20 protein-coding genes and 1 riboswitch are annotated in these 17,280 nt (G+C 31.8%); of the genes, 3 read left to right on the top strand and 17 right to left on the bottom strand.

Annotated features, from left to right (window positions below; translation table 11 throughout):
* Window positions 1-17: 17 nt before the first annotated feature.
* The 11 genes from recN to HMPREF3247_RS12775 form a co-directional block, all read right to left on the bottom strand.
* Entirely contained in the window at window positions 18-1,697 is a 1,680-nt protein-coding gene (gene recN, locus HMPREF3247_RS12825; protein ID WP_000942210.1) for a DNA repair protein RecN, read from the bottom strand.
* A gap of 15 nt (window positions 1,698-1,712) precedes the next feature.
* Window positions 1,713-2,165: a transcriptional regulator AhrC/ArgR gene (gene ahrC, locus HMPREF3247_RS12820; RefSeq protein ID WP_001124985.1), complete on the bottom strand. Its 453-nt coding sequence runs from the start codon at window positions 2,163-2,165 to the stop codon at window positions 1,713-1,715.
* Window positions 2,166-2,596: 431 nt separating this feature from the next.
* On the bottom strand, window positions 2,597-3,478 hold the full coding sequence (locus tag HMPREF3247_RS12815; protein ID WP_000183375.1) for a polyprenyl synthetase family protein: 882 nt from the start codon (window positions 3,476-3,478) through the stop codon (window positions 2,597-2,599).
* The gene (locus HMPREF3247_RS12810; RefSeq protein WP_000159865.1) at window positions 3,456-3,686 is read right to left on the bottom strand and encodes an exodeoxyribonuclease VII small subunit; all 231 of its coding nucleotides are present in this window, start codon (window positions 3,684-3,686) and stop codon (window positions 3,456-3,458) included. Before HMPREF3247_RS12810 ends, HMPREF3247_RS12815 begins: the two co-directional genes overlap by 23 nt.
* Window positions 3,679-5,016 (bottom strand): exodeoxyribonuclease VII large subunit, encoded by a 1,338-nt coding sequence (xseA, locus tag HMPREF3247_RS12805; RefSeq protein ID WP_001286928.1) that lies wholly within the window; start codon window positions 5,014-5,016, stop codon window positions 3,679-3,681. The genes HMPREF3247_RS12810 and xseA overlap by 8 nt, the downstream gene beginning before the upstream one ends.
* 16 nt (window positions 5,017-5,032) lie before the next feature.
* Window positions 5,033-5,422 carry a transcription antitermination factor NusB gene (nusB, locus tag HMPREF3247_RS12800; protein WP_000087385.1) on the bottom strand — a complete coding sequence of 130 codons (390 nt, stop codon included), beginning with the start codon at window positions 5,420-5,422 and terminating at the stop codon, window positions 5,033-5,035.
* A gap of 59 nt (window positions 5,423-5,481) precedes the next feature.
* Complete coding sequence (locus HMPREF3247_RS12795) at window positions 5,482-5,844, bottom strand: Asp23/Gls24 family envelope stress response protein (protein WP_000241588.1); 363 nt, start codon at window positions 5,842-5,844, stop codon at window positions 5,482-5,484.
* A gap of 14 nt (window positions 5,845-5,858) precedes the next feature.
* The gene (accC, locus tag HMPREF3247_RS12790; protein WP_000756612.1) at window positions 5,859-7,214 is read right to left on the bottom strand and encodes an acetyl-CoA carboxylase biotin carboxylase subunit; all 1,356 of its coding nucleotides are present in this window, start codon (window positions 7,212-7,214) and stop codon (window positions 5,859-5,861) included.
* Window positions 7,214-7,678 carry an acetyl-CoA carboxylase biotin carboxyl carrier protein gene (gene accB, locus HMPREF3247_RS12785; protein ID WP_001009520.1) on the bottom strand — a complete coding sequence of 155 codons (465 nt, stop codon included), beginning with the start codon at window positions 7,676-7,678 and terminating at the stop codon, window positions 7,214-7,216. Before accB ends, accC begins: the two co-directional genes overlap by 1 nt.
* A 473-nt stretch (window positions 7,679-8,151) precedes the next feature.
* Complete coding sequence (gene efp, locus HMPREF3247_RS12780) at window positions 8,152-8,709, bottom strand: elongation factor P (RefSeq protein WP_000626504.1); 558 nt, start codon at window positions 8,707-8,709, stop codon at window positions 8,152-8,154.
* Between the two features lie 25 nt (window positions 8,710-8,734).
* The gene (locus HMPREF3247_RS12775) at window positions 8,735-9,796 is read right to left on the bottom strand and encodes a M24 family metallopeptidase (RefSeq protein ID WP_000087110.1); all 1,062 of its coding nucleotides are present in this window, start codon (window positions 9,794-9,796) and stop codon (window positions 8,735-8,737) included.
* Between the two features lie 104 nt (window positions 9,797-9,900).
* Between HMPREF3247_RS12775 and HMPREF3247_RS12770 the strand changes: the two genes are divergently transcribed.
* Window positions 9,901-10,482 (top strand): hypothetical protein, encoded by a 582-nt coding sequence (locus HMPREF3247_RS12770; protein WP_000737686.1) that lies wholly within the window; start codon window positions 9,901-9,903, stop codon window positions 10,480-10,482.
* 13 nt (window positions 10,483-10,495) lie between these two features.
* The gene (locus tag HMPREF3247_RS12765) at window positions 10,496-10,714 is read left to right on the top strand and encodes an SA1362 family protein (RefSeq protein WP_001244301.1); all 219 of its coding nucleotides are present in this window, start codon (window positions 10,496-10,498) and stop codon (window positions 10,712-10,714) included.
* A 63-nt stretch (window positions 10,715-10,777) separates the two neighbouring features.
* On the opposite strand, the gene HMPREF3247_RS12760 is transcribed toward HMPREF3247_RS12765, so the two are convergent.
* Complete coding sequence (locus HMPREF3247_RS12760) at window positions 10,778-11,608, bottom strand: lipoate--protein ligase family protein (protein ID WP_000141113.1); 831 nt, start codon at window positions 11,606-11,608, stop codon at window positions 10,778-10,780.
* 157 nt (window positions 11,609-11,765) lie between these two features.
* On the opposite strand from HMPREF3247_RS12760, the gene HMPREF3247_RS12755 reads away from it, so the two are divergent.
* On the top strand, window positions 11,766-12,152 hold the full coding sequence (locus HMPREF3247_RS12755) for a rhodanese-like domain-containing protein (RefSeq protein ID WP_001276571.1): 387 nt from the start codon (window positions 11,766-11,768) through the stop codon (window positions 12,150-12,152).
* A 364-nt stretch (window positions 12,153-12,516) separates the two neighbouring features.
* Here HMPREF3247_RS12755 and gcvPB read toward each other — a convergent pair whose 3' ends face one another.
* The 5 genes from gcvPB to HMPREF3247_RS12730 all read right to left on the bottom strand — a co-directional run bounded on the left by gcvPB (window position 12,517) and on the right by HMPREF3247_RS12730 (window position 17,258).
* Entirely contained in the window at window positions 12,517-13,989 is a 1,473-nt protein-coding gene (gcvPB, locus tag HMPREF3247_RS12750) for an aminomethyl-transferring glycine dehydrogenase subunit GcvPB (RefSeq protein WP_000202189.1), read from the bottom strand.
* Window positions 13,982-15,328, bottom strand: coding sequence for an aminomethyl-transferring glycine dehydrogenase subunit GcvPA (gene gcvPA, locus HMPREF3247_RS12745; RefSeq protein WP_000019687.1), 1,347 nt, complete (start codon window positions 15,326-15,328; stop codon window positions 13,982-13,984). The genes gcvPB and gcvPA overlap by 8 nt, the downstream gene beginning before the upstream one ends.
* 19 nt (window positions 15,329-15,347) lie before the next feature.
* On the bottom strand, window positions 15,348-16,439 hold the full coding sequence (gcvT, locus tag HMPREF3247_RS12740; protein ID WP_000093349.1) for a glycine cleavage system aminomethyltransferase GcvT: 1,092 nt from the start codon (window positions 16,437-16,439) through the stop codon (window positions 15,348-15,350).
* Between the two features lie 74 nt (window positions 16,440-16,513).
* Window positions 16,514-16,611, bottom strand: a riboswitch (glycine riboswitch).
* Window positions 16,598-17,122: a shikimate kinase gene (locus tag HMPREF3247_RS12735; protein WP_001015119.1), complete on the bottom strand. Its 525-nt coding sequence runs from the start codon at window positions 17,120-17,122 to the stop codon at window positions 16,598-16,600. Its footprint overlaps the riboswitch before it by 14 nt.
* On the bottom strand, window positions 17,112-17,258 hold the full coding sequence (locus HMPREF3247_RS12730) for a hypothetical protein (protein WP_001789879.1): 147 nt from the start codon (window positions 17,256-17,258) through the stop codon (window positions 17,112-17,114). The genes HMPREF3247_RS12735 and HMPREF3247_RS12730 overlap by 11 nt, the downstream gene beginning before the upstream one ends.
* Between the last annotated feature and the right edge of the window lie 22 nt (window positions 17,259-17,280).

Below are 17,280 nucleotides of genomic sequence, written 5' to 3'. Positions count from 1 at the left end.
TCAACACACTTTGGAAATTATCTACGTCTTTGATTGTGTTGTATCATTTCTCTTGCATTTTCTCGAGTTAAATCAGTAACACTTGCACCTGAAATCATTCGTGCAATTTCATCTACTTTATCATCGCCAATTAACTCTTGAACTTGTGTTGTTGTACGATCATCTTTTGATGACTTCGAAATTAATAAATGATGGTCGCTCATCGATGCAACTTGTGGCAAGTGAGAAATACAAATAACTTGTATATATTCTGCTATATCTCGCATTTTCTCTGCCATTTTTTGTGCGGCTTGTCCAGATACACCTGAGTCAACCTCATCGAATAAAATTGCAGTTTGACCTCTCGATTTAACAAAAATACTTTTTAACGCTAACATAATTCTAGAAAGTTCTCCACCTGACGCAATTTTATTTAAACTTTTTAATGGTTCCCCTTTATTTGGACTGATTAAAAATTCTACAAATTCGATTCCATCAATATTCGGTTCTTCTAATTTTTTAAATGAAATCTCAAGATTTGCGTCTTTCATTTGTAAGTTTTGAATTTCCGATACAATGTGGTCTCTTAACTCCCTAGCGACTATACGACGCTGCTTTGATAACGCTTGTCCAACCTCTATAACTTGATTATACAATGCATTTATTTCTTCTCGTAACTGCGATGTACTTTGTTCATAGTTTTCAATTTTATTGATTTCATTATTAAGCTTTTCTTGATATGCGATTAATTCTGAAATATCTTTTCCATATTTACGTTTTAAATTATTCAGCAAATTCATACGAGATTCATACTCGTTTAACACTTGTTCGTCGAATTCTGTATTAGCCATTTCATCATATAACTCATGTTTTGCATCTTCTAAAATGTAGTAAAATTGATCAATATCTTCTTTTAATTTGTCATATTTGTTTGGAACTATATCGTTTATTGTTAACAAATGGTTGCTTAGTTCATACAAACGATCAGTGATAGCATTTTCATCCGTTAATGTCATATGTGCGTTATTAAGCGCTAAGCTTAATTTTTCAGAGTTTTGAATGCGTTTAATATCTATTTCAAGTTGCTCTATTTCGCCTTCTTTTAGATGTGCTTCAGACAATTCTTCTAATTGGAATTTCATTAAATCTAAACGCTGCAGCAATGCTTGGTCTGCTGATTCTAAATCTTCTAACTCTTGCTTTTTGGCTTTATAATTTTGAAAAGTTTGATGATATTTATCCAACAAATCTTGATAACGTGATTCTGCGTAATTATCCAATAATGTTAAATGGTATTTTTGTTTCAACAAAGACTGCGTTTCATGTTGGCCATGAATATCTAATAATTCTTGCATAACTTTTCGTAAATCTTGTAAAGTAACTGTTTGATTATTAATTTTACAAAGACTTTTACCAGAGCTGAAAATTTCCCGTTTAACTAATAAAAAATCTTCATCTACATCAATATCCATATTTTTCAATATATGTATAGCATCTTTACTCTCGTCAATATCAAATATACCTTCGATGACAGCCTTTTTTTCACCATGTCTTACAAAATCAGATGAAGCTCTCATTCCAATTAATTGTCCTATTGCATCTATAATAATTGACTTACCTGAACCCGTTTCACCACTTAAAACAGTTAAACCATCAGAAAATTGAATTTCTAACTCTTCAATAATAGCAAATTGCTTGATTGATAAGGTTTGTAACATAAACTCATCGCATCCTTATAACAAATTGAAAATTCTTGACTTGATTTCATCACTTGCCTCTTTGCTTCGACAAATAATTAAACAAGTATCATCACCACAAATTGTGCCTAGTACTTCTTCCCAATTGATTTGGTCTAATATAGCTCCAATAGATTGTGCATTACCAGGTAATGTTTTTAGAACAAGTAAATTATCAGTACCATCTATATTAACAAAGGAATCCATTAAATAACGTCCCAATTTTTCTAAAGGATGGAATTTTCTATCATTTGGTAAACTATAAACATATTGACCTGAAGGTATAGGTACTTTAATAAGTTGTAGTTCTTTAATATCACGAGAAACAGTTGCTTGAGTGACATTTAAATCATAATCGTTTAATCGTTTAACTAATTCATCTTGTGTCTCTATCTGTTCATTTGAAATAATTTCTCTAATTTTTATATGCCTAACCGATTTTTTGGGCACAGTAAACACCTCTGATTACGAATATTTATACATTTATTTTAACACATGCACTGATTTACGACTACTAAACACCTTTACGTAAAAAGGGTAAACATGGTTTATCTATCTTGGTTATCTATTTATAAATATTTTTCATATTACGCATAACAATTGCTTAAAATATGTATAAAAATGAATATATGTGTAATAAACTTGCTAATTATTAGATTTAATAAGCGTCAATTGTTTGAACATATTTAATTAAAATCACATTGATATCACAGATACGAATATTGTCGTATAGAAATTGAAAATTCTATTTTTTAAATGAAAGTCTTCAACATAATTTTAAGTTTCAACATGAGAAAAATCGATTAACAAACAACGTCAGTTGAATATGCCTTTTGAGACATTTCAAACTTTACAATTGTTGCTAATCGATATATTTGCTTTTAGTGATCCCTGCTATAAAATAAATCAACGATTTCTAATAAGTGTTTTGTATTGAATTGTTCATCAATTTGCGTTAGTTCATCCACTGCTGCGTCTCTATGATAAGTCAATTTATCTTCTGCGCCATCTTTCCCTAATAAACTCACGTACGTACTTTTATTATTTTCAAGATCGCTGCCCACTTTTTTACCTAACTTTGCTTCATCACCATAGCAGTCTAATAAATCATCTTTAATCTGGAACATCATACCTAAATGATAACTATAACTTTCTAAATGTTCTTTAGTTGCATCATCGACATTAGCGATATCTGCTGCACTCATAACCGCAAAAGTTAATAATGCTCCTGTTTTTGTTTTGTGTATCATTTCCAAAGTTTCAAGATCAATTGGTTGGCCTTCGCTTTGCATATCTAACATTTGACCGCCGACCATTCCAACATGACCACTTGCTATTGACAGCCGTTGTAGAACTTTTATTTTTACTTCATCAGTTAATCTATCATCACTTGAAATAAGTTCAAATGCTTTAGTTAATAAAGCATCACCTGCTAATATCGCAGTCCACTCACCATATACTTTATGATTTGTTAATTTTCCTCGTCGATAATCATCATTATCCATCGCTGGTAGGTCATCATGAATAAGTGAATATGTATGAATCATTTCTAGTGCAATTGCGCTCTTCATACCTAACTCATACTCGGTATTTAGTGAATCTAAAGTGAGTAATAACAGAACTGGTCGGATGCGTTTACCTCCAGCATTTAATGAATACAACATACTTTCTTCTAGCTGAGTATCCATTACTGATTTATTTATCGCAACCGATAATTCATTATTGACTTCATCTATTAATTTATTCATCGGTAGATTCGTCATTTTTTACATCCTCAGCTTCTTCTTTTATTAAGTCATTCACCTTTTTTTCGGCATTTTTTAAAGTTGTGTCACAAGCTGCTGATAGTTTCATACCACGTTGATATAAATCTAATGATTCCTCTAAAGATACTGTTTCATTATCTAATTTTTGAACAATTTGCTCTAATTCTTGCATCATTTCTTCAAAACTTTGCGTTTCTTTAGTCATTATTACACCTTACTTTCGTAACTTTTGCATCTACTAAGCCATCTTTCATTGTTAACGTCAATTGATCATTTTCTGTTAAATCTTTAGTACTCGTAATGACTTCGTCTTTTTTATTAACAATTGCATATCCACGCAACATTGTATTAGTTGGACTTAAATTGTTTAAGTTTTCTACTTTATTTTTCAAATCATTTTTATAACTTAATATCTTAGAATTCAATAATTTAACAAGTTGGTTTGTCAATTGAAGATTATTTTGTTGTTCTTGATTAACACTACTTAGTAATGCTTTTAAATTATAACGTTGTTGCAACAGCATTAATCGATGTCTCTGTTGTTCAAAAGTTGCCTGAATTTGTTGTTTCAGTCTCTTTTCTAAATCATCTCGACGTTGTATCTGTTGATCATACAATAAAGTTGGTTGTTTAAACTTGTAATACGATGACAAATGTTCAACATGTTTACGTTGTTGTTCTAAATGTTTCTTGATGAAACGAGTCAATGTAAACTGATATTGCTGTATTTGTTGCAGCAATTCATATTGGTCTGGTGTTGCAATAACAGCAGCTTGAGTTGGAGTCGCAGCTCTGATGTCTGCAGCAAAATCACTTAATGTAAAGTCTGTTTCATGACCTACTGCTGATATAATCGGTGTCTTACAATTATATATTGCACGGACGACAGCTTCTTCGTTAAAATTCCATAAATCTTCTATGGATCCACCGCCTCGACCTACAATAATGGTATCTACACCTAAACTATCTGCATATTCAATTTTTTCAATAATGTCGTCCTTTGCTTTTTCACCTTGAACCAAAGTACTAATTTGTATTTGTTCAGCTAATGGAAAACGACTATTTATCGTTGAATGGATATCTCGAATTGCGGCACCTGTACTCGCTGTTAAAACTGCAATTTTTTTAGGAAACTTAGGTATTGATTTCTTATTCGCTTTATCAAAACAACCTTCTTCAGTTAATTTTTTCTTTAATGCTTCTAATTTTTGATATAAGTTCCCTATACCATCTAATTGCATTTTATTTACATAAATTTGATAGTTTCCACGACGTTCAAAAACAGAAACACGTGCTTCTAATAAGACTTCATCTCCTTCTTTAGGTTCGAAGTTTAATTTAGAAGCACTACCTTTGAACATCATGGCACTTATAACGCTTTCTTTATCTTTCACATTAAAGTATAAATGACCACTTGAATGCTTTTTGAAATTTGAAAGCTCACCTTTAATCAATACAGATTGGAGATGTGGATCTTGATCAAATTTATATTTAATATATTTCGTTAAAGCTGAAACACTTAAATAATCTGACATATAACATCACTCAATTTTATTTTTTTATATTACTCAATACACCATTTATAAATTTATAATGATCATCATCACTAAATTGTTTTGTTAATTCAACTGCTTCATTCATTACGACTTTAGCAGGTGTATCACTGTGTAATATTTCATATGTTGCCATTCTTAAAATAATACGATCCGTTTTTAATAAACGTGCAATAGTCCAATCTTTTAAATAAGGACTAATTGTCTCGTCTAATACAGGTTCGTGATCTTTAACGCCAGAAACTAGCCAATGAATAAATTCGAAGTCTAAATCTGGATTATCGTCTTTAATAAAGCTTATCGCTTCATTTATCGTTAAATCACTGTCCTTCATTTCTAATTGAAATAAAGTTTGAAAAGCTTGCACTCGGGATTCTTTACGACTCATTTTTAACTCCTTCAAACGTTTGTATTTTTCTTTATTTAATTACTGAATTAGGTATGACATTACTTTTCAATAACGATTTGTGTAATGTGAATATTAATTTGCTTAGGTTCTATCGCTGTCATATTAGAAATTGAATTAAAAATTGACGTTTGAATTTTGTTTGCAGTTTTTGAAATATTAACACCATGTTTTAATGCACAATATACATCTATATATATGCCATCTTCTTTACTCTCGATTTTTAAATCACGGCTTAAATTTTTACGACTAACTTTTTCTAAATTTGTTTCTTTTAATTCAGCAAAATGGCCAGTGATGCCTTCGACTTCCGAAGTAGCTATACTTGCAATAACAGATAGCACTTCTGGCGCTATTTCTACTTTACCTAATTTTGAATTTGAATAATCAGTTACTTTGACCATGGATTGACCTCCTATTAACCTTCATCATTCATAATGCTATTTTGCTCTAAAAAGTTTGTATTAAATTTACCGCTTCTAAATATATCGTTATTCAATAATTTAATATGGAATGGAATAGTTGTATCAATACCAAGAACCACAAATTCACTTAATGCACGAATGCCAGCCATAATCGCTTCATCTCGTGTCGGTTCATGTATGATTAATTTCGCTACCATCGAATCATAATATGGCGGTATCGTATAATTAGTATAACATGCTGACTCTATTCGAACACCATATCCACCTGGTGCAAGATATTGCTCAATTTTACCTGGTGATGGCATAAAGTTCTTGTAAGGATTTTCAGCATTAATTCTAAATTCAATTGCGTGTCCTGTTAATTTAATATCTTCTTGTTTATACGGTAACACGTCACCCATAGCAACCTGTAATTGTAATTTAACTAAATCAATTCCTGTTACCATTTCAGTTACAGGATGTTCTACTTGAATACGTGTATTCATTTCCATAAAATAAAATTTATTATCATTTAAATCATATATAAACTCAATTGTTCCCGCATTTTCATAATTTACAGCTTTCGCTGCACGCACTGCGGCATTTCCCATTTCACGACGTGTTTCATCATCTAAAATTGGGGAAGGTGCTTCTTCCACTAATTTCTGCATACGTCTTTGAATTGTACAATCACGTTCTCCTAAATGAATTACATTACCATAGCTGTCCCCAACAATTTGGATTTCAATATGGCGGAAGTTTTCGATGAATTTCTCCATATAAAGTCCACCATTACCAAATGCAGTTTGAGCTTCTTGTTCTGTCATTCGGAAGCCAGTTTCAAGTTCTTTTTCATCACGAGCAACACGAATACCTTTTCCGCCACCACCAGCAGTAGCTTTAATGATGACCGGATAGCCAATTTTTTTAGCGATTTTCTTAGCTTCTGAGACGTCTTTCATTAAACCATCACTACCAGGAACAACTGGAACATTGGCTTTGATCATTTCTGCCTTAGCAACATCTTTGATACCCATTTTTTGGATAGATTGATAACTTGGTCCAATGAACTTCAATTGGCATGCTTCGCATAATTCTGCAAAGTCAGCATTTTCAGCTAAAAAGCCATAACCCGGATGAACGCCATCACAACCTGTAGAAGTTGCAATAGATAAGATGTTCGGAATATTTAAATATGAATCTTTAGACAAAGTGGGACCTACGCAATATGCTTCATCAGCAATTTGAGTATGTAGCGCATCTTTATCCCCTTCAGAATAGATTGCAACAGTTTGGATGCCTAAATCACGACAAGCGCGAATAATCCTAACTGCGATTTCACCGCGGTTTGCAATTAAAACCTTTTTCATTATTTCACCTTAAATAACGGTTGGCCATACTCTACCATTTGTCCGTCTTCTACTAAGATTTCAACAATTTCACCTGAAATTTCTGCTTGAATTTCATTAAATAGTTTCATTGCCTCTAAAATACACACTGTTGTTTCATTTGAAACAGTGTCCCCAACTTGCACATATGCTTCTTCGTCTGGAGATGGCGATTTGTAAAATGTACCTACCATAGGTGCATTAATTGTTTTGTGATTATCTGAAGTTGGCTTTGGAGCTTCAGTTTTATTGCTATCAGTTGATTGTACTTGAGGCATAGGCATTGCCGCAGCTTCAACTGGCATTTGTGAGATTTGTGGCGTGATAATCTCAGTTTCTTTTTCTTTCTTAAGCGTCACTTTGCCTTTAGTATCTTCAATATTGATTTCCGTTAAAGTTGATTTATCCAGAATTTCAATTAATTCTTTGATTTCTTTAAAGTTCATTATTACTGACTCCTTCAGTTTGTTTTCATCTACCCGTCTATTTTACTTGAGACAACTCTTCAATTCAAGCATGTTCATATTGCTGGCGACATTATAAGTCTATCCCAAAGATATAATAAAAACACATTTTAAATTAAAAACACTTGTGTATTTATTACTTAACATTGACTCATCTTAACTCTTGATTAAAAATTTTATGCATTCAGTTAAACATATCAATGTTATTTTTATTAGCTATTATGTTTAATCCTCAACAATATGATATGTAGATATATACCTTTACTCATGTCTATGTTTTTTCACTACCAATTAGACGATTCGTTTTATATTTTAAAAATTATTTTAAAAATAAAAAGCCTCATATCAGCATATAACCTATAATCATTTTAGGCAATAGCTTTATGAGACTTATTTAGAATATCTTACGTTAAATCAGTATAGTGAATACAAGCTATTTGTTAACAAATTAGAGATTATCCTCTTGAAATGTAGCTTCCATCACCAGTGTTGATAATTAAAACGTCACCTTCGTTTACAAATAAAGGTACATTTAATGTATAACCAGTTTCAACAGTTGCCGATTTAGTAGCACCAGTTGCAGTATCACCTTTAATACCAGGTTCTGTTTCAGTTACTGTTAATTCAACAGTTTTAGGTAATTCAACACCGATAGTTTCACCTTCGTATGTTTGAATTTGTACTTCCATACCTTCTTTTAAGTAATTCAATTCTTCTTTTAAGTAATCACTTGAAAGTTCTGTTTGTTCAAAGCTTTCATTATCCATAAATACATGATTATCTCCGTCAGCATATAAATATTGCATGCGACGATTTTCAATCATTGCTGGTTCAACTTTTTCACCAGCTCTAAACGTTTTCTCTTGAATTGCACCAGTTCTTAAATTACGTAATTTTGAACGAACGAATGCTGAACCTTTACCAGGCTTTACATGTTGGAAGTCTATAACTTTCCAAATAGCGTTATCAACAGAAATTGTTAAACCTGTTTTAAAATCATTAACCGAAATCATTCAGTTTCCTCCTCATTTTACACGCTTATGTTAAAACTATAAGGTCTTTTGTGCATTTAGTAAAGACTTGACAACCATTTTCTGTAATTAAAATATCATCTTCTATTCTTATACCGCCCAAACCTTCTATATAAACACCAGGTTCTACTGTAACACAGTTGTTAACTTGAAGTTTATCTTGTATCGTACGAGCCAGCATTGGCCCTTCATGGATTTCTAAACCAATACCATGTCCTAGTGAATGTCCAAATTCTTTTCCATACCCTTTTGACTCTAAATAGTTTCTTGAAATGGCATCAGCTTCTGCACCAGTCATGCCAGGTCTAATCTCATTAATTGCTTTCATTTGAGATTCAAGTACTATTTGATATATTTCTTTCAGTTTAGGATCTGGTTCTCCAATAGCAAATGTTCTAGTAATATCTGAACAATAGCCGTTATAATACGCGCCAAAATCTAATGTAATCATGTCGCCTTTTTCAATAATTTTGTCACTTGCAACACCATGTGGTAATGCACCTCTATGACCAGATGCTACAATCGTATCGAATGATGGTCCATCTGCTCCTAATTCTAGCATTTTACTTTCTAATATTGCCTTTAATTCTTTTTCAGTCATACCTGCTTTTACAACAGTTAAAATATATTCATATGTTTCATCAACAATATTAGCTGCTTTTTGAATTAAAGCAATTTCCTCAGCATCTTTGACGTCTCTAATTTTATCTACAGTATTAGAAATGCTTATTAATGATATACGGCTTTTATTTAATTCAAGGTATGTATCATAACTTACATGGTGCCCCTCAAAACCTACATTTTCAAAATTTTCTTGGTGTAGCAATTCTTTAATCTCACCAATAATAGTAGATTTACGATTAATAATTTCATAATTTGGCGCTTGCTTAGTTGCTTGATCAATATATCTAAAGTCTGTTATCAAATATTGTTTATCTTTAGATATGATAAGTGCTCCACTGGTACCAGTAAAACCTGATAAATATCTTCTATTGTAATCCGAAAGAATGATAATCGCATCTAAATGTTTTTGTTCTAAAATACGATGCACTTGTGTTATTCTGCTCATCTTATTACCTCCTAGTGAAACGTTTGTGCATTTCAACTTTATACATTAAAATAATATCATAATGAGGATAAAAAATAATAGATATTGATTTTAGGGAGATAGTAATGAAAAAATTGGTTTCAATTGTTGGCGCAACATTATTGTTAGCTGGATGTGGATCACAAAATTTAGCACCATTAGAAGAAAAAACAACAGATTTAAGAGAAGATAATCATCAACTCAAACTAGATATTCAAGAACTTAATCAACAAATTAGTGATTCTAAATCTAAAATTAAAGGGCTTGAAAAGGATAAAGAAAACAGTAAAAAAACTGCATCTAATAATACGAAAATTAAATTGATGAATGTTACATCAACATACTACGACAAAGTTGCTAAAGCTTTGAAATCCTATAACGATATTGAGAAAGATGTAAGTAAAAACAAAGGCGATAAGAATGTTCAATCGAAATTAAATCAAATTTCTAATGATATTCAAAGTGCTCACACTTCATACAAAGATGCTATCGATGGTTTATCACTTAGTGATGATGATAAAAAAACGTCTAAAAATATCGATAAATTAAACTCTGATTTGAATCATGCATTTGATGATATTAAAAATGGCTATCAAAATAAAGATAAAAAACAACTTACAAAAGGACAACAAGCGTTGTCAAAATTAAACTTAAATGCAAAATCATGATAGGAGTCTTTTAATGCGTAATATAATATTTTATCTTGTACTTATTATTGCTGCGATTGGATTAGTAATGAATCTAGATGCCTTTATTTTTTCAATCGTCAGAATGTTAGTCAGCTTTGCTGTAATAGCTGGTATTATTTATCTGATTTATTATTTCTTCATCTTAACTGAAGACCAACGCAAATATCGCAAAGCGATGCGTAAGTATAAAAGAAATCAAAGAAGAAAATAGATAAAAAAATGGAAGCACTTGTAGGTAAAATAGTCTACGTGCTTCCATTTTTTATTCTAAAAACTACTTTCTAAACATCCATTCATCTGAACGATATTTTTCAGTTAATTCTTCCACTTCTGCCAATTGAGCTTCTGTTAATTCAAGTGGCTTTAATTCTATATTTAAACCTTTCTTAAAACCTTTCTCGAAAGCTTCTTCCATTTGACTAATAGTAATGTGTTTATCTGAAATATCATTGATGGCAACTGCTTTTTCAACGAATGCCTCTTTCATTTTTAATTTTAATCTTTCATTTTTATAAATAAACATATCAAACAGTTCATCAATATCAATATCTTGTAAAATCGAACCGTGTTGGAGGATTACGCCCTTTTGTCTCGTTTGAGCACTCCCAGCAATCTTACGGCCTTCAACAACTAGCTCATACCAACTTGGTGCATCAAAACACACTGAACTTCGAGGTTGTTTTAATTTTTGACGCTCTTCAGGCGTTTTAGGTACCGCAAAATAAGTATTAAATCCTAAGTTTTTAAATCCTTCTAATAATCCTTGTGAAATCACTCTGTACGCTTCTGTAACTGTAGAAGGCATATTCGGATGCGATTCAGGCACAATCACACTGTAAGTTAACTCTTTATCATGTAGCACCCCACGGCCACCAGTTTGACGCCTTACGAGACCAAAACCTTTCTCTTTAACCTTATCAATATCAATTTCTTTTTGTAGCCTTTGGAAATACCCTATTGATAATGTTGCAGGATTCCATGTGTAAAAACGTATAACTGGATCAATTTCACCTCTAGAGACAAAATTTAATAACGCTTCATCCATTGCCATATTATAATATGGGTCTTTACTTCCTGTATTAATAAAATTCCAAGTTTCAGTCATATTCAAGAACTCCTATCAGCAAAATGTATAATATTTGATTCGCTAATTAATCAATTTAACTAAATGAATAATAATTGTAATTCTTTAGTGAAATATTTTGATAATTTGACCTAACAGTCTTATAATTATATTATCGTTTAATTAGGGAGGATGCAAGATGAGTGCTAGTTTGTACATCGCAATAATTTTAGTTATAGCAATTATTGCTTATATGATTGTTCAACAAATTCTTAACAAGCGAGCTGTTAAAGAATTAGATCAAAATGAATTCCATAATGGGATTAGAAAAGCTCAAGTCATCGATGTTAGAGAGAAAGTTGACTATGACTACGGTCACATTAATGGGTCTCGCAATATTCCTATGACAATGTTCAGGCAACGATTCCAAGGATTAAGAAAAGACCAACCGGTATACTTATGTGATGCCAATGGGATTGCTAGCTATAGAGCCGCTCGTATTTTGAAAAAGAATGGATATACAGATATCTATATGTTAAAAGGCGGCTATAAAAAATGGACTGGAAAAATAAAGTCTAAAAAATAGTTTTTGTAAATTTAATATACGATTTAATAAAATCTGAGTGTTAATTGATCATCAATAACAATACTCAGATTTTAATTTTTTAACAAAGTCTGTTACTATATTTCTCTAGCTTCACTGATCATTAAACTTAGTTTCAGCATAATAAAGAAAGTTCAGCTCATTTTCAATACGATTCAATTACCGCAATCTAAAAAATGAAAAGACAATTTCTATGAAAGAATAATACCAAACCCTAAGAGTTATTACTTCGGTTTAGTTTTCTTGTTTAAATAGAAATTGTCTTTTTCAATTGATTTTGAAACCATTATCCTTAAATCTTCATACAAAGTTAGAATAATAATTCTCGGAATATGTGTTTAATACTTTATTTTTCCTGTTTAAGATTTTCAAACTTTAATATTGGTTTACGAGCAGCTGTAGCTTCGTCTAATCGATCAATCACAGTTGTATGTGGTGCTTCTAGCACTTTATCAGGATCATTTTTAGCTTCTTCAGCAATACTAATTAATGTATCGATAAAATAATCAAGTGTTTCTTTAGACTCTGTCTCAGTCGGTTCAATCATCATACCTTCTTCAACATTTAATGGGAAGTATATTGTTGGTGGATGTACACCGAAATCTAATAATCGCTTAGCCATGTCTAAAGTACGTACACCAAATTCTTTTTGACGCACACCACTTAACACAAACTCGTGTTTACAATATTGTTTATAAGGTATCTCAAAGTGTTTAGATAAACGTGCTTTAATATAATTCGCATTAAGAACCGCTGCTTCAGAAACCTCTTTAAGTCCAGTTGCTCCCATAGTTCGAATATACGTATAAGCTCTTAAGTAAATACCAAAGTTACCATAAAATGGTTTTACACGTCCGATAGAATTTTTAATGTCATTATCATATTTAAATTTGTCGCCATCTTTAATAACCATTGGCTTTGGTAAGTAACTTGCTAGTTCTTTTACTACACCGACTGGACCTGAACCAGGACCGCCACCACCATGTGGACCAGTAAATGTTTTATGCAAGTTTAAATGAACAGCATCAAATCCCATATCTCCTGGGCGAACTTTGTCCATAATAGCGTTTAAATTCGCACCATCATAATATAATAGACCCCCAGCATTATGGACGATTTCACGGATTTCCATAATATTTTTTTCGAAAATACCTAAAGTGTTTGGATTAGTTAACATAATAGCTGCTGTATTTTCATTTACAACACGTTTCAAGTCATCAATATCAACTTCGCCACGTTCGTTTGATTTTACAGTAACTGATTTAAATCCTGCAAATGAAGCTGAGGCTGGATTCGTACCATGCGCAGAATCTGGCACAATGACTTCATCACGATGACCTTCACCATTATTCTCATGATAAGCTTTAAATATCATCAATGCAGTCCATTCACCATGTGCGCCAGCAGCTGGTTGTAATGTCACCTCATCCATACCAGTAATTTCTTTTAATTCTTCTTGCAAACTATAAATAATTTCTAATGAACCTTGAACTTGGTCTTCATCTTGTAATGGATGTGATTCACTAAATCCTGGTATTCTAGCAACCTTTTCATTAATTTTAGGGTTATACTTCATCGTACATGAACCTAATGGATAAAATCCGTTGTCTACACCGAAATTTTTATTTGAAAGTTCAGTATAATGACGTACTAAGTCTAGTTCAGCAACTTCAGGAAACTCCGCTTTGTTTTTACGAATAAATTTATCATCTAACAATGACTCAACAGAATTTGTTTTAATATCACTTTTTGGTAATGAATATGCATATCTGCCTTCACGAGATCTTTCAAAAATTAATGGACTTGATTTACTAGTCATTTAACTCACCAGCCTTTTCTACAAATGTATCGATTTCATCTTTTGTTCTTAATTCAGTTACAGCTATTAACATGTGATTTTTAAAGTCGTCTGAAACAACACCTAAATCAAAACCACCGATAATATTGTACTTCACTAATTCCTCGTTAACTTGTTGAATTGGTTTGTCAAATTTGACTACAAACTCATTGAAAGATGTACCATCTAATACTTCAAAACCTTTTTTAATAAATTGCTGTTTAGCATAGTTAGCATGTTCTATATTTTGAACTGCAATATCATAGATACCTTGTTTACCAAGTGCTGACATTGCAATTGATGACGCTAGAGCATTTAATGCTTGGTTAGAACAAATATTAGATGTCGCTTTATCACGTCGAATATGTTGTTCACGTGCTTGTAATGTTAATACAAAGCCACGATTACCTTCATCATCTTGTGTTTGACCGACTAATCTACCTGGCACTTTACGCATTAACTTTTTCGTCGTTGCAAAATATCCACAATGTGGCCCACCGAATTGAGCAGGAATTCCGAATGGCTGAGTATCACCTACAACAATATCTGCACCAAATGAACCTGGAGGTGTAAGTAATCCCAATGCTAATGGATTTGCATATACGATAAATAATGCTTTTTTATCTTCAATAAAGCTATGAATCTTTTCAAGATCTTCAATTGAACCGTAGAAGTTTGGATATTGTACTGCAACAGCTGCTGTTTCATCATCCACTGCTGCTTCTAATTTTTTCAAATCTGTAACAGTGCCATCTAAATCGATTTCCACTACTTCGAATTCCTTACGCGTCTTAGCATAAGTATGAAGTACTTGTAATGCTTGATAATGTAAACCTTTTGAGACTACAATTTTATTTTTCTTTGTTTGACTAAATGCTAAGATACATGCTTCAGCAAAGCTAGTCATCCCATCATACATAGAAGAATTTGCTACATCCATATCTGTTAATTCACAAATTAAAGTTTGGAACTCAAAAATGGCTTGTAATTCACCTTGAGAAATTTCCGGTTGATATGGCGTATATGCTGTGTAAAATTCTGATCTTGAAATCATAGCATCCACAACTGATGGCGCGTAATGATCATAAACACCAGCACCCAAAAATGATGTATGCGTTTCTTTAGTGATATTCTTGCTTGCAATGCGATTTAATCTTCTAAGTAACGTTGTTTCCGCTTCGCCTTCAGCAATATTTAAATCTCTATTTAATAAAATGTCACTTGGTACATCACCGAATAATTCTCCTATAGATTTTGCACCAATTGTTTGTAACATTTCTTGCTTGTCTTTTTCAGTTAAAGGTATATAACGATGACTCACAATGCACACCCCTTTTTAATTATTTATCAATTTGATTTTTCTTAACAATTTTCGCTTTTAATTGACGCTTACGAACTTGAACAAGCAACTCTCTACCCATTTCAAACTCATCTCTTTTTATCATTGCAAGTGCAATTGATTTTCCTGATGATGGAGACTGTGTTCCTGAAGTTACTTCTCCAATAATATTTCCATCTAAATCCATAACTTCATAACCAGTTCTTGCAATTCCTTTTTCAAGTAATTCTAATCCCACTGTTCTTCTTGGTGCACCATTTTCTTTTTGATCTTTTAATACAGATTTACCAATAAAATCAGCATCAATTAATGGTTTACTTGCAAAAGCGATACCACCTTCATATGGTGTAATTGATTCAGTTAAATCTTGTCCATGTAATGGCAATCCAGCCTCTAATCTTAATGTATCACGAGCGCCTAACCCACATGGCATAACATTATACTCTAATAAACCATCCCAAATTTTTTCAGTATCATCGATATTACAATAAATTTCAAACCCATCTTCACCTGTGTAACCTGACTGAGATAAAATGACGTTTGCTCCAAATAATTTGACACCCTGTTTAAATTCAAACATTTTCATTTCAGTTACATCTTCATCAACTAATTGATTAATTAAATCTCTAGCTTTTGGTCCTTGTATTGCTAATTGACCATATTGGTTTGATACATTTTGTACTTCAACATCAAATTTCTCTTTGTGTTTTAAAATCCAATTAAAATCTTTTTCAGTATTAGCAGCATTAACAACTAATAAATAATTGTCGTCAGCTAATTTATATATTACTAAATCATCAATAATACCGCCTTCTTCATTACATAAAGCAGTATATAATGCTTTTGAAGTAGTTAAATTATCAGTATCATTTGATAATAAATATTGCACAAACTGACTAGCATCTTTACCTGTTACTTCAATTTCACCCATATGACTAACATCAAACAGGCCAATTTCGTATCGAACAGCATTATGCTCCTCTTTAATACTTGAAAATTGAACAGGCATCGCCCATCCTCCGAATTCCACAATTTTTGCACCTCTATCAACATAATTTTGATATAAAGGTGTTTGTTTTAAATCACTTGACATTGAAATACCCCCTTAAAATTATAAAAACAGGATAGCAATCGCTACCCTGTTTATAAATCACCAATTCAGGAACGCGTTACAGTATTATCCTTTTGCCTGAGAGTTTCGTAATAAATTACTTGCACCTTCGGCGATAGAGTCTTAACGCTCTATTCTCTCTAATACTGATCACTCGCTTTTATTAAATTTAGCAATTCATAATATATTTCTGAAATTGATAGCAAATGACTATCAAATTTCTTGAATGCGATTTCATTATATCTTAAAATCCGTGAGCAATACAAGTCATTTAACTGCGTGATTGTCTTATTATTTGCATTAGGTCGATGTGGGTCATCATTGATTCGACTATATATAATATCAATATTACAATCTAACCAAATAATGTTTTTTTGATTTTTCAAAAAATTAAATGCCTCTTCACTTTCAATAATACCACCACCAGTAGCAATTATATCTGCAGTGTTAATACATTCTTGCAAACATGTGAACTCTAAATTCCTGAAATGTTGTTCACCATGTTTACTAAATATTTCTGGTATTGTTAACTTATACTTTTCTTCGATATATGAATCTATATCAATAAATGATAAATTTTGCTCATCTGCAACGTATTTACCAATCGTAGATTTACCGGTACCCATGAAACCAATTAAAATTATTGGTGATTTATCATGATTCATGCGTTTTCCCTTCTTTCAATAACAAAACAATCTTATAGTTATAGTCAGTTTCTATATTATATAATGTCTTTAATTTTAAACTATATTGACTGATATAAAAAGTGAAAATGGAAAAATAAATTGCTGTTAGCATCAATAAGAACGGCGTAACATATCCT

Origin of the sequence: Staphylococcus sp. HMSC36A10 (assembly GCF_001838845.1) — a bacterium.
Classification (GTDB): Bacteria; Bacillota; Bacilli; order Staphylococcales; family Staphylococcaceae; genus Staphylococcus; species Staphylococcus aureus.
The sequence above is the reverse complement of the archived record's forward strand: the minus strand, read 5'-3'. Positions and strand labels throughout refer to the sequence as shown.

Bases quoted from the DNA above. Each gene is read 5' to 3' on its own strand.
- HMPREF3247_RS12815 (WP_000183375.1), bottom strand. From the start codon at position 3,478: ATGACGAATCTACCGATGAATAAATTAATAGATGAAGTCAATAATGAA.
- HMPREF3247_RS12735 (WP_001015119.1), bottom strand. From the start codon at position 17,122: ATGAATCATGATAAATCACCAATAATTTTAATTGGTTTCATGGGTACC.
- HMPREF3247_RS12810 (WP_000159865.1), bottom strand. From the start codon at position 3,686: ATGACTAAAGAAACGCAAAGTTTTGAAGAAATGATGCAAGAATTAGAG.
- efp (WP_000626504.1), bottom strand. From the start codon at position 8,709: ATGATTTCGGTTAATGATTTTAAAACAGGTTTAACAATTTCTGTTGAT.
- HMPREF3247_RS12765 (WP_001244301.1), top strand. From the start codon at position 10,496: ATGCGTAATATAATATTTTATCTTGTACTTATTATTGCTGCGATTGGA.
- accB (WP_001009520.1), bottom strand. From the start codon at position 7,678: ATGAACTTTAAAGAAATCAAAGAATTAATTGAAATTCTGGATAAATCA.
- HMPREF3247_RS12775 (WP_000087110.1), bottom strand. From the start codon at position 9,796: ATGAGCAGAATAACACAAGTGCATCGTATTTTAGAACAAAAACATTTA.
- xseA (WP_001286928.1), bottom strand. From the start codon at position 5,016: ATGTCAGATTATTTAAGTGTTTCAGCTTTAACGAAATATATTAAATAT.
- nusB (WP_000087385.1), bottom strand. From the start codon at position 5,422: ATGAGTCGTAAAGAATCCCGAGTGCAAGCTTTTCAAACTTTATTTCAA.
- HMPREF3247_RS12755 (WP_001276571.1), top strand. From the start codon at position 11,766: ATGAGTGCTAGTTTGTACATCGCAATAATTTTAGTTATAGCAATTATT.
- HMPREF3247_RS12760 (WP_000141113.1), bottom strand. From the start codon at position 11,608: ATGACTGAAACTTGGAATTTTATTAATACAGGAAGTAAAGACCCATAT.
- gcvT (WP_000093349.1), bottom strand. From the start codon at position 16,439: ATGTCAAGTGATTTAAAACAAACACCTTTATATCAAAATTATGTTGAT.
- gcvPB (WP_000202189.1), bottom strand. From the start codon at position 13,989: ATGACTAGTAAATCAAGTCCATTAATTTTTGAAAGATCTCGTGAAGGC.
- HMPREF3247_RS12795 (WP_000241588.1), bottom strand. From the start codon at position 5,844: ATGGTCAAAGTAACTGATTATTCAAATTCAAAATTAGGTAAAGTAGAA.
- recN (WP_000942210.1), bottom strand. From the start codon at position 1,697: ATGTTACAAACCTTATCAATCAAGCAATTTGCTATTATTGAAGAGTTA.
- accC (WP_000756612.1), bottom strand. From the start codon at position 7,214: ATGAAAAAGGTTTTAATTGCAAACCGCGGTGAAATCGCAGTTAGGATT.
- HMPREF3247_RS12770 (WP_000737686.1), top strand. From the start codon at position 9,901: ATGAAAAAATTGGTTTCAATTGTTGGCGCAACATTATTGTTAGCTGGA.